The sequence below is a fragment of the Propionispora hippei DSM 15287 genome (assembly GCF_900141835.1).
Classification (GTDB): Bacteria; Bacillota; Negativicutes; order Propionisporales; family Propionisporaceae; genus Propionispora; species Propionispora hippei.
In genome coordinates, this window is sequence record NZ_FQZD01000013.1 from 104397 (window position 1) to 116845 (window position 12449).

The window sequence follows — 12449 nt, forward strand, 5'->3', positions numbered from 1 at the left end:
AATTTACCCTTTTAAAGCTGGTGAAGCACTAGCAATGGCGCGACCAAGGCCCCCTCCAGATTTTCAGCCACCCGATCAGCCGTCAGTTGCCGGCTGATCAGCAGGTAAGGTGTGGCTCCATCCAAAGCGGCAAACAAGGCAGTAGCCTGGCTGCGCGGCGAATGGTCGCGAAACTTTCCCTGCTCCAGGCCCTTGGTAAACAACCGCTCATAAAAGGCAATCATATCACTGCTATAAGCATTAATAAGCGGCCACATAGCGGCGCAAGCTAAAATCTTGGACAGGGACAATAAAATAAACGTCATTTCCCGGGGATGCTGCGCCCAATATTGTAAATAGGCAGCTATGAAAAAGCGTAATCCTTCCACCGGACAGGAAAGGTTCTCCGCTTGATAGATCAGTTCCCGGACCGGCTCAAAATACTTCCCGTTAGCCGCCAGCAAAATCTCGTCTTTGCTTTTGTAATGGTAATATAAACCGCCCTTGGTCAGACCCGCCCGGGCGGCAATCACCTCCATGGAAGCCCCTTCGTATCCTTTAGCCAGAAACTCCGTGACCGCCGCTTCCAAAATATCTTCCCTGCGTTGTTCTTTTGGAGCTTTTTTAGTCATTATGACCGCTTCCCTTCTTGCCTACCGGAATAAAATACCTACCGCCGGTATTTTTTTATAAAAAACGTTGCCATTTCGCCGGTCTGCTTTGCTATAAAAATTTATGCCAGCAATCTCTATGCCCTAACAAGCCAGGCTTCATCACTCCGGCTTGCTCAAAACATAGCTATTTGATCACGGATTTCATCATCCCTCAGTTCGGGTTTGGCTATCGCCTCAAACTTCGGGTTCTTTATATCCTGAAAGCCTGTCCACCTCCGGCAGTCAGGGCAGTATACGCTGCTGGCGCTGAGCACCCAGGCCAGTTCCCGCTGGCATTTTATACAAACAAATTGATAAAGCTTATCGTCCACTATACTCACTCTCTTCCGGACAAGAGGACGGCGCACTAAGCCCAGCCTCCCGTATATCAGGCAGAACCTGGAAATTTATCCTGTTACCATAATTAAGAAAATCCCCGCCATTCCTTACTGGATAAGCATTTCTCCATATATCCCCTTTATACCTGCCTGGAAAAAGAAAGAATGATTTCGCCTGGAGAAAGCCACCAGCCCTTTTACATGACGTATGCTATCAAAGACCATCCTCGTCCAAAACTATTTAAAGGGTAACCAGGAACCGCTCCTATTTACCCTTTAACAAATATTTTTTAAATTAAAGGTGGTTTTGCTACCAGCCATTGTTGATTTTGCTGTCCTTTGGGGAGCATATGAGCATCAAACCACATGTAATAAAACCTTTCGGCCGAATTCACATTGTAACCATCCTGTAAATGATCCGACGTATCGTAAGAATCCGCTAAAATCAAAACATCATCAGCCGTCGTATCTGTTCCCATGGTATCATACCCGATAATAGCCCGCCAATGTCCGCCCCAGTCAATATTCTCCACCAGTACAGGAGTATTATCTTTTAAATTGGCTATGACAAAATTTTTAAAATCATTTATGCTTGCAAAGGTAGTGCCATTTTTATCAGCCTTATCTAAGCTGGACGTAACATCCCAGCCAATACCTTTAAAAAAGTTCACCATCCCTTTTGTATCCGTTCCTACAAGCGGTTTGGTATTCATAATATTAGCAATTGCCTTTTCCGTCCATTTTGTATTGCCATAGTGCACAAGAACGGTTAACGCAGCCGCAGGACCACAGGTGATTTCGGTGGTTTGCTGATAGGTCTTATAATGAGGCAGAATCGTTAAGGTATTTGTCGGTTGTAGATTATAAAAATCCGGTGCGGCAAAATAAGGCGATTGTTTAACATTGCCTATACCATGATAGGAAGAGGCACCTTCCGAAGAGGTAATATAGCTGGAAGGATAAGGAATTACGTGACTGTCTTCGCCCTTGGCCAAAACATCCGGACTATTGGCAAAAGCTAAACCTGTCATACTAAAAATTAATCCTATGATCAGATAAAAAGATAATAAGTGTAACTTTTTCACAGTATTCCTTCTTTCTTTTTCTTACATGTTATTATCTCAATTCCAGTTGAACAGTAATTCTCACCAATTTTGTTCCCTTTAAACAACTACGCACTAATTTATTTTTTTAATTCTCTACCTAACAAATTAATCCTTCTAAGCGATTTGGAAAAATTTTTACATTTTTTCATTATTTTAGTTACCGGCTATGCCCGGCCACTTTTCTTACAGTGTCAGATTACTTTTGCCGCCTGCATCGAGCCAAAATAAGAAGTACCCAGTCCCTGCAGCTTATTACTGTAGGGACTAAGTACTTTTGTTATTGAACCCTGTACTTATTCTCTGCCCATCACGTACTAGACAGGGTTCTATTTTACCTGCCGATAGTACACTTGTTTATATCTGCCAGGGCATTCAAAAGAAGAGTCAGCCGCTTTATTTACCCGCTTCCTCAATCGCAACAGCGACGGCGACGGTAGCACCAACCATTGGATTGTTGCCCATGCCTATGAGGCCCATCATTTCCACATGAGCCGGCACTGATGACGAACCGGCGAACTGGGCATCGGAGTGCATCCGTCCCATAGTATCGGTCATGCCGTAAGAAGCCGGACCGGCCGCCATGTTGTCCGGGTGCAGCGTGCGTCCCGTACCGCCGCCGGAGGCAACGGAAAAATAACGCCGTCCTTTCTCGGTGCATTCTTTTTTATACGTGCCGGCCACCGGGTGCTGGAACCGCGTGGGATTGGTGGAATTGCCGGTAATCGAGATATCGACCCCTTCCAGCGTCATGATCGCCACACCTTCCATTACATCGTCGGCGCCGTAGCAGCGCACATTAGCCCGTTCCGATTGGGAATAGGCTTTCTCCCTGACAATTGACAGTTTGCTGGTGTAATAATCAAAAACAGTCTGCACATAAGTGAAGCCGTTGACCCTTGAAATGATCTGTGCCGCATCTTTACCCAGACCGTTTAAAATGACCCGCAACGGTTCCTTGCGTACTTTATTGGCCGATTTGGCAATACCGATCGCCCCTTCAGCAGCGGCAAACGATTCATGACCGGCCAGAAAAGCAAAGCATTTCGTCTCTTCCCTGAGCAGCATAGCGGCCAGATTGCCATGCCCCAATCCTACCTTGCGGCCGTCGGCTACCGAGCCGGGAATACAAAACGCCTGAAGCCCTTCACCGATTGCCTCTGCCGCATCGGCAGCCTTGGTACAGCCCCGTTTCAGCGCGACCGCAGCGCCCAAAGTATAAGCCCAACAGGCATTTTCAAAGCAAATCGGCTGAATTCCCTTGACTATGCCGGGCACATCCATCCCTTTTTGCTCACACATTTCTTTTGCCGCTTCCAGCGACTCAATTCCCTGTTCTTGTAAAAAAGCTTCTATTTTGGCGATTCGCCGTTCATATCCTTCAAATTTTGCCATCCTTGTCTACCCCCTCGCTTATTCATGCCGGGGGTCGATGTGTTTGACCCCTTCGTCGTAGCGTCCATATTGACCGGTTGCTTTTTTCAACGCTTCGTTTGCGTCGGTGCCTTTCTTGATCATTTCCATCATTTTTCCTAAATGGACGAAACGATAGCCAATAATTTCGTTGTCGGCATCCAGCGCCAGCGAAGTAACATACCCCTCCGCCAACTCCATATAACGCGGGCCTTTGGCCAACGTGCCATACATGGTACCAGTCTGACTGCGCAGCCCTTTGCCAAGATCCTCCAGTCCGGCGCCAATCGGCAAACCGCCTTCGGAAAATGCAGTCTGACTGCGGCCATAAACAATTTGCAGGAAAAGTTCACGCATAGCAGTATTGATGGCATCGCAAACAAGGTCGGTATTAAGCGCCTCCAGAATAGTTTTGCCTGGCAGGATTTCCGAAGCCATCGCTGCCGAATGGGTCATGCCGGAACAGCCAATCGTTTCGACCAGCGCTTCCTCAATGACACCCTCTTTTACGTTAAGCGTCAGCTTACAGGCACCCTGCTGCGGCGCACACCAGCCTACACCATGAGTCAGACCGTAAATATCCTTGACCTCCCGGGCCTTTACCCATTTACCCTCTTGCGGGATCGGCGCCGCCCCATGATTGACGCCTTTGGCTACACAGGTCATTTCTTCGACTTCTGTTGAATACTTCATCTCTCTTCTCCTTTCATGCTAAGCCTCGGCCATAAAAATAGACTCCTACCGTAGAGGTAGGAGTCATCGGCGCACTCGAAACTGCGCAGTTCATGGCGAACTCCATCGCCAAACTATGTATTAGTTACGTAAAAATTATACTGTTAATCTAGCAGAAACGTCAATTCCAATCTTTTCTTTCGCACAAGTTATTTTTGTACAAGCGATTATCTAAAGACAGACTTCAAGCGGAACGAAAGGCATTATAGCCCGGAAGGACATATCTGACCGCTATTGCGCTACCATCTTTTGCTGCGAGAAAAGTCTTCTCGATTGCCGCGACTCCAGGCTTATAAGACCGTCTTCAGGCCGTTTTTCTCAAATAGGAAACTTTATCCTGGACTTAACCAACGGTTAGCGCATTTTCCCCACGATAATAAACAAAGGCACAGACACTAGCTGAACGGCAACGGAAAAAGCAATCAGCATCCCCACCGACAGGTCGTACAAATACCCCATGCCCGCACTGCCTAAAAACCAGGCAAAACCATAAATGCTATTGAAAAGGCCGTAAGCAAAGCCGCGTCGATCTATCGGTACCATTTCCGCTATGGCGGCACGCATGATGGACTCATGGGCTCCCATGCCAATTCCCCAGAAAACCATGCCGGCAAAGGCCAAATAAATATTGACACCAAATACGCAAGGAGCAAAGAAAGCCGACAATACTGTTGCAAAAGCAAGAACGCTCAACCCCTTCCGGTCGAAATAGCGTCCGAAAATTAAGGCCGACAGGGCGGCTACCCCCATTGACACCGAATAAAAAATAGGAATGCCCACAGCCGGCACAGAAGAGGTCACGCCGAAATGATATGCAACCAAAGGAAAATCAGTATAACCAACAGCAACCAGCGAAGTGGCGGCGAGATAGAGCCAGAACTTAGCGGATAGCTTTGAAGAAGCTTCACCCTTCTGTTCCAAGACTACATAGGGCTTGGGATAGGTAATCCGGGCATAGGTCAGCGTCAGCAAGCAAAGTACCATCGGAAGCGCCAGCCAGGCAAAGCTCACCCGGTAATCACCCCGTAAGTACATAATGCCTGCAACGAGCAGTGGACCGGTCATCGCACCAATTTGATCCAGTGCTTCGTGCATGCCAAAAGCCCAACCGCGGCCAATATGCTTTGCTACGTTGGAAAGCATGACATCACGCGCAGGATTGCGAATGGCCCGCCCCATTCGTTCCAAAACCATTAATATGGCTGCAGCCATCCAGTTATCAGCCAAAGCAAGCAGTGGTACTGCCACCAGATTGATGATATAGCCCCATATGGTAATCAGCCAGTATTGCCCTGTCTTATCACTCAATTTGCCAGAAAAAAGCCGAACGCCATACCCGACAAATTCTCCTAAACCGGCAATGATGCCAACATTTGCTGCGCTGGCTCCCAGGCTGTTCAGGAAAGGCCCTGTAATGCTGCGGGCACCTTCGTGAGTCATGTCGGCAAACAAGCTAACAATTCCCATCAGCAAAACAAACTTTAGCGCTTTGGATTTATCCAACTCTTGTTCGAACACATTCGCCACTCCTCTCGTTATTCTGTTGTCACTGATTTGCCGGCTTAGCTGTGGGGAACAACAATTCTTATCATGCTTGGGGACAAATTCAAATCCGGAAAGCACTCCGTTTTTCAGCTCCTTTTTATCCCTAACACATCTGCTTATTGAAAGAAGCACTATGCTGCAAAAATTCATGGCAAGCATCTTTTCAATTAGACACTTAAAAAGGAAAATAAAAAAACAGCCGACAATTCCTACAACAGTAGAAGTCATCAGCTGATTTCAGCATTCCGGATTATTCCGCAGGGGAACTTCATCCCTTTTATGATCAGTATAGCAGTTGTATCAGTTCAGCACAACCGGGAGAAGCTTCCTTATGCGTATTCCTGCTGAACACATCCTGTACCCACTCCTGCACAAACTCTAGCAACAGCTTAAATCGTTAACCACAAAAAAATAGCCGCGGCCATGATTAGATCGCTATCATTATGTACCATCATCCATTGATAAGTATCTGACGGCTTGTTGTCCATAAGAGAAACAGATACTAATAATAGCCCCAAGTATAGACCCTAGGATTACTCCTATTGTGAAAGCCTCAATCTTTCTTTCCATAAAACTTGGCTCCGGTCTAAGAAGTCTGCAGCTACTGCATCTCCCTAACGCCTGTTCATAACGTTGGTTTTCCCGTTCCTGTCTTACATGCCATTCTTTTTCGCCTTCCTTAAGACGCTGGCTTTATATAATCTTTATTTGCACCTGACCTGGTGGTTGTTGTTTCACTCACTCAACTGACTAAAGTCTAAAATAAAATACCTCTAACCGGAGTTAGAGGTATTTTCACGGCAACTTAAAAAATTTATAGGATAATATCCCGATCGTCATAATGCCGCAAAATATCATAAGATAAACTAAAGTAAGCACCAGCCGCACCACCTTCTCAATAATGTTCTGATAAGTTAGTTTATGCAGCAATCAGAATTATAGCCACAAACAAAAATCCCTCCATCCTGAAAGATAAACCAGCATAGAGGCATTAGCCTGACCACCGTACAATGTCTACGTGTCATCATCAGAATCTTCATGGTGCAACTTTTTTTGAATAGCTGGTCTCAATAGGTAAAACTGTAATTCTCTTTGATACGCCCATGCCGCGATTGAATACCAAACTAAAAAAATAAAAAAGAGTAAAAACTTACCTTTATATTCAATCAATCCGTAGTTCTGGAATACAATTCCTATGATCTGACCTAATGCAGCAAATGACGGTACATATGCTAACAAAAAGAATTTGCGTTTCGGCATAAAATAAAAGAAAATGCCAAACGTAATTCCCCATGAGACTGGCGTCCAGGCAGAAAAAATTCCAAAAATATTAAATGGACCCATATTTTTGTACTCTATAAGCCCAGTATAAGTAAGTATCACCACCAGAATAACATCCACAATACTTCCTAAGACAAGCCCATAAAGGAGATAACGTTTATATTGTTCTTTAGGTATTAATAAAAGATATGTACCCCCGACCAGGAACGCAAAGATCATGTAGATATAACTTATATCCATTTTCTCACCTCCTTCGGCTTTACTAGTTTTACTAATCTTTAATCAATTATGCACAGGAAAAAACCTGGCAGCAGAAGCCATCATGCTAATAGAAAAAACACCTCCACCCTGGCGCTCAACCCAGAATGGAGGTATTAATGTTACTCTGCCGGTAATGGAATCACTTCAAAGCTAATGATCTTGTCAAACAGCAAATACTCCTTGCTGCTAAATGCTGTAGTAAGCTGATAGCTAAGAGTATCACTGTTACTATGCGAATTCAGCCAGCCTATAAACCCGTTAATATCTCTCATAGGCAACTTATACTCCCGTTCACTGGAATCAATCATCGTAACCCGAAGCAAGCCCTGGCCCTCTTCTACAGGTGTCGCCTGCGGGGTAGCCGAAGCCTCATTAGAAATTACACCTTCACCATCCCCATTTACAGCGGCAACCACATAATAATAGGCCGTGCCATTTGTTACGTTGGTATCCACGTATGAGGTGCCCGCTATAGTAGTTGCAATCGTTTCATGGGGACCGCCTGCTGTCGTTGAGCGTTTTACATTGTAGCTAGTAACGTCGGTAACTGCATCCCAGTTGAGGGTTACTTGGGAATCGCCAGGGATTGCGGTTAGGTTGGTAGGTGCAACCTGTAACATATAGCCAGTAGCATCTATATCTACCGCATCCCACAAAATATATTTATTGTTGGTAGCTTCATTGCTTATTACAACATTGTGTATTTTTAATTCTAAATCTAGCTTTTCAAAGTCTAAACATTGATGGGTTGCTGTCGAACTGTTTATACTGTATGTTCCTACTCTTTCTCCATCTATTGTAACAACTAGATTATTAGATCTTGTGCTATTAGGCTGAGCAATAATACGTAATTTTGCCCCATAAAAACTAAATATAATCTTGTCAGTTAGATTTTCGGAATAATGCCAACCTCCTTTGTAAAAAGCTGATACATCACCGTTTTGAGTAGCTATCCAATTACTTCCGCTGTATGAAAATACGTTATCTGTATTATCATACCGTCTCCATCCTGCCTCCGGTGTTTTTAACGATTGCCCTACTGTTGCCATTTTTACATTCCTCCAATTATTTTATTTGAGAACCGCCATAGTCAAGGAACTCTTGTTCCCTAATCTGTGTTTCCTGTACGTCGGCTTTCATGGGATACATTCACGCAGCGTGTAATATTAAACGGGCCTCCTTTTCACCATTTTTATATTATGTAAACTAAAAACATATTGTTACAAGAAAAAGCTCCTACCTGGCTATTAACCGAGATAGGAGCAAAATTAAGGAGATATGTCCAGTTGCAATTTTAGACTATTAACTGTTTTACTTCTTTCTTGTTGATATTATCCCGGATTTTCCACGCTGTCGCTAAGCTCTGTTTTGATGCAGTCAAGCACGTCAATGCTGCTGATTGTTGCTATCCAACCTCAGAAAAATCTAATTAAATAAAATAGCAGTATCAGGTATTTACCTATATTCCATTCTTATCCGCCGGAATCAGGCAGGCCAGAAAATATTGATTTGGCTGATACTTTAGTAGCAAAAAAAGCACACAATCCCCGCAGCATAAAACTGCAGGGATTGTGTGCTTTTATTTCATTACTGAATTATTCTACCGTTACGCTCTTGGCCAGGTTTCTCGGTTTATCTACGTCGCAGCCACGGGTAATGGCGGCATAGTAGGCGAGAAGCTGCAGCGGGATAACGGCCAGCAGCGGTGCCAGATACTTGTGGGCATCCGGGATATAAATGGCATGGTCCACATAGTTGCGAATCTGGTCGTCGCCCTTCATGGCAATCCCGATGACCACCGCATCGCGGGCTTTGACTTCCTTGATGTTGCTGAGCATTTTTTCATACACATCCGGCTGTGTCGCCAGCGCAATGACCGGTACGCCTTCGATAATCAGCGCCAGGGTGCCGTGCTTCAGTTCACCGGCCGCATAGGCTTCAGCGTGGATATATGATATTTCCTTAAGTTTCAGGGAACCTTCCAGCGCCACACAATAGTCCAGGGCACGGCCGATAAAGAATACATCTTCGTTAAAACCGTACTGCTGGGCAAAGGTTTTGATCGGCTCCACATCCTCGAGGATTTCATGGGCCTGGGCCGGCAGCTCGCGCAACCCCTGAATCAGTTCCTTCACCTGTGCCGCCGCCAGGGTTTCGCGTAAAGCAGCGATATAGATGGACAGCATGCACAAGGTTACCAACTGGGTGGTATAGGCTTTCGTGGAAGCCACGGCAATTTCCGGACCGGCCCAAGTGTAGATCACATGATCGGCCTCACGGGCAATGGAAGAACCGACAACATTGGTAATAGCCAGTGTTTTGGCACCCAGCCGTTTGGCTTCTTTCAAACCGGCCAGCGTATCCAGCGTTTCACCGGACTGACTGATGACAATAACCAGTGTTTTGTCATCCACCAGCGGTGAACGGTAGCGGAACTCAGAGGCCACATCGACCTCGACCGGAATACGTGCCAGGTTTTCCAGATAGTATTTGCCGACAATGCCGGCATGATAGGCCGTACCGCAGGCAACAATAGCAATCTTGTTAATACCGGCCACTTCTTCCGGTGTCCATTTCAGCTCGTCAAAGATAATGTGGCTATCGTCTTTTGCCAGGCGTCCCGACATGGTTTCGCGTACAGCTTTCGGCTGTTCATATATTTCCTTAATCATGAAATGTTCGTAGCCGCCCTTCTCGGCTGCTTCGGCATCCCAGTTGACTTCAAATACTTTCTTGGTAATCGGCACACCCTGACGGTTCATGACCCATACCGAGTCCTTAGTCACAATGGCCATTTCACCGTCGCTCAGGATATAGGTCTTGCGGGTACGGCTGATGATGGCCGGGATATCGGAGGCCACAAAATTCTCCCCGTTGCCGAGACCAATAACCAGCGGATTATCCTGCTTGGTGCAGATAATCTTGTCCGGTTCATGTTCCGTCATGAATACCAGCGCATAGGAGCCTTCAATCTCGGTCAGAACTTTCCGTACGGCGGCTTCAAAATCGCCCTCATAGTATTCTTCCACCAGATGAGCCACCACCTCGGTGTCGGTTTCCGAGCTAAACACATGACCCTTGGCGATCAGCTTCTCTTTGAGGTGCAGGTAGTTCTCGATAATCCCGTTGTGAACCACCACGAATTTTCCCGAGCAATCGGTGTGGGGATGGGAATTTACATCGGAAGGACGCCCATGCGTCGCCCAACGGGTATGCCCAATGCCGATGCAACCGATAGGAGAATCACTTTCTACTTTCTTCTTGAGGACGCCTAACCGGCCAACACTTTTTTCCACATTGATTTCCTTACCGTCAAATACCGCAATACCGGCCGAATCATAACCGCGATACTCCAGCTTGGTCAACCCTTCAATCAAAAAAGGTGCCGCCTGTTTAGGGCCTATATATCCAACAATACCACACATGTATATTTATCCTCCTACATACGCAAATAGACATAATAATTATATTCAGTTGTCCCTGCACGAATCTTTTTGTCCCACAAGTTGCCTTATGGTTTTGTAGATTACATAACGACCTGCAGTGGCCGAGAGGCATCCGCTGACAATATCGATAAACCTCTACCTCGTCTGCTTGCCTGATCATTTCCGCATCTTCGGCAAGCACCAGCGCTCTTGTTTAGTTTTAACCAAATGACTTTACACTATCCATATCTCACCTCCCCTTATCAATGTATATGCAAAGGAGCACCGCAGTGCTCCTTTGCATATACATTGTAATATAATTTTCCTCGGCGGTCAACCAATACCCACCGACCATTCCGGGATATCAGCCTTGTTCTTTCTTCACTACGTCGGCAATCTGTTTTACAATCCGTTCCAGCTCAGGCAAAGCCGGTCCTTCGGCCATAACCCGGATCAGAGGCTCCGTACCGGAGGGTCGAACCAAAATCCGTCCGTCTTCGCCCAGCTCCTGCTCACCGGCAGCAATGGCATCGGCGATTCTGGTGTTGTCCTGCCAGCCGTCCTTGGTGCCTACCCGGATATTGACCAGCATCTGTGGGAACCGGGTCATCACCTTAGCCAGTTCAGACATCTTCTTGCCGCTTTCCGTCAGGGCACTGATCAGTTGCAGCGCCGTCAGCACACCGTCACCGGTGGTGCTGTGATCACCGAAAATAATGTGGCCCGACTGTTCGCCGCCTAATGCATAGCAATATTCGCGCATGGTTTCCAGCACATAGCGGTCGCCCACCTGGGTGATCAGTACCTTGCCGCCTGCCTTTTTGATGGCCTGGTGCAGGCCGATGTTGCTCATGACTGTAGCCACCAGCGTATTGTCCTTCAGCTTGCCTTGTCTCATCAGCTTTAGTGCACAGATAACCATCATCTGGTCACCGTCCACCAGGGTACCGGTCTCATCCACAGCCAGACAGCGGTCGGCATCACCGTCATGGGCGATCCCCAGATCGGCCTGCTGCTCTCTGACTGCCTGCTGCAGTCCTTCCATATGAGTTGAACCGCAGTTGGCGTTAATATTGGTTCCGTTCGGTTTATTGTGCAGCACAACAACCTGCGCTCCCAACCGTTTCAGAGCGACCGGCGCCACCTCATAGGCAGCTCCCTCAGCACAGTCAAGCACGATTTTCAGACCGTCAAAGCGGCAATCGACCGTACTTACCACATAATCAATATATTCTTTAATCAAGTCGTGATGGTGCAGGATAGTACCAATCGCCTCACCCGTCGGGCGCGGCATGGTATCGGCTTCGGCCAGCACCAGCTCTTCCAGCTTTTCCTCGACAGCATCAGGCAGTTTATAACCGGTGCCGGCAAAGAACTTAATGCCGTTATCGGGATAGGGATTGTGTGAGGCAGAAATAACGACTCCCGCCTGACCGCCGTGTTTGCTGGTCAGATAGGCTACCGCCGGTGTCGGCACAACGCCCAGCAGTACCGCTTTGCCGCCGGCCGAACAAATTCCCGCTGCCAGGGCCGCTTCCAGCATCTGCCCGGAAATACGGGTATCCCGGCCGATATAGAAAACAGGCGAACTATGTTCCTGCCCGAAAAGTGTCGTGGCCGCCCGCCCCAGTTTAAAGGCCAGCTCTGCCGTAAGCTGCGTATTGGCAACCCCGCGCACACCGTCTGTTCCAAAAAGTTTCCCCATAAATGATGATTCTC

General features: G+C 46.9%; 10 protein-coding genes and 2 riboswitches. All 10 genes read right to left on the bottom strand.

Annotation, left to right across the window (positions count from 1 at the left end):
• Positions 1 to 11: 11 nt before the first annotated feature.
• Positions 12 to 611: a TetR/AcrR family transcriptional regulator gene (locus F3H20_RS09520; RefSeq protein ID WP_149734696.1), complete on the bottom strand. Its 600-nt coding sequence runs from the start codon at positions 609 to 611 to the stop codon at positions 12 to 14.
• Between the two features lie 155 nt (positions 612 to 766).
• Positions 767 to 964: a hypothetical protein gene (locus F3H20_RS09525; protein WP_149734697.1), complete on the bottom strand. Its 198-nt coding sequence runs from the start codon at positions 962 to 964 to the stop codon at positions 767 to 769.
• Between the two features lie 296 nt (positions 965 to 1260).
• Positions 1261 to 2055 carry a C39 family peptidase gene (locus F3H20_RS09530; RefSeq protein WP_223191706.1) on the bottom strand — a complete coding sequence of 265 codons (795 nt, stop codon included), beginning with the start codon at positions 2053 to 2055 and terminating at the stop codon, positions 1261 to 1263.
• 414 nt (positions 2056 to 2469) lie between these two features.
• A complete protein-coding gene (locus tag F3H20_RS09535) occupies positions 2470 to 3468 on the bottom strand; it encodes a GGGtGRT protein (protein ID WP_149734698.1) in 999 nt (332 codons plus the stop codon).
• 18 nt (positions 3469 to 3486) lie between these two features.
• Positions 3487 to 4179, bottom strand: coding sequence for an iron-sulfur cluster assembly scaffold protein (locus F3H20_RS09540; protein WP_149734699.1), 693 nt, complete (start codon positions 4177 to 4179; stop codon positions 3487 to 3489).
• Positions 4180 to 4229: 50 nt separating this feature from the next.
• A riboswitch (Fluoride riboswitch) is annotated at positions 4230 to 4298 on the bottom strand.
• A 274-nt stretch (positions 4299 to 4572) separates the two neighbouring features.
• Positions 4573 to 5736 carry an MFS transporter gene (locus F3H20_RS09545; RefSeq protein ID WP_223191707.1) on the bottom strand — a complete coding sequence of 388 codons (1164 nt, stop codon included), beginning with the start codon at positions 5734 to 5736 and terminating at the stop codon, positions 4573 to 4575.
• 238 nt (positions 5737 to 5974) lie between these two features.
• Positions 5975 to 6048, bottom strand: a riboswitch (Fluoride riboswitch).
• 729 nt (positions 6049 to 6777) lie between these two features.
• Positions 6778 to 7284, bottom strand: a complete 507-nt coding sequence (locus F3H20_RS09550; RefSeq protein WP_188128264.1) for a hypothetical protein — start codon at positions 7282 to 7284, stop codon at positions 6778 to 6780.
• Between the two features lie 140 nt (positions 7285 to 7424).
• Positions 7425 to 8354: a fibronectin type III domain-containing protein gene (locus F3H20_RS09555; RefSeq protein ID WP_149734700.1), complete on the bottom strand. Its 930-nt coding sequence runs from the start codon at positions 8352 to 8354 to the stop codon at positions 7425 to 7427.
• Positions 8355 to 8900: 546 nt separating this feature from the next.
• Positions 8901 to 10730, bottom strand: a complete 1830-nt coding sequence (gene glmS / locus F3H20_RS09560; protein ID WP_149734701.1) for a glutamine--fructose-6-phosphate transaminase (isomerizing) — start codon at positions 10728 to 10730, stop codon at positions 8901 to 8903.
• A 364-nt stretch (positions 10731 to 11094) separates the two neighbouring features.
• The gene (gene glmM / locus F3H20_RS09565; protein ID WP_149734702.1) at positions 11095 to 12435 is read right to left on the bottom strand and encodes a phosphoglucosamine mutase; all 1341 of its coding nucleotides are present in this window, start codon (positions 12433 to 12435) and stop codon (positions 11095 to 11097) included.
• Positions 12436 to 12449: the final 14 nt, after the last annotated feature.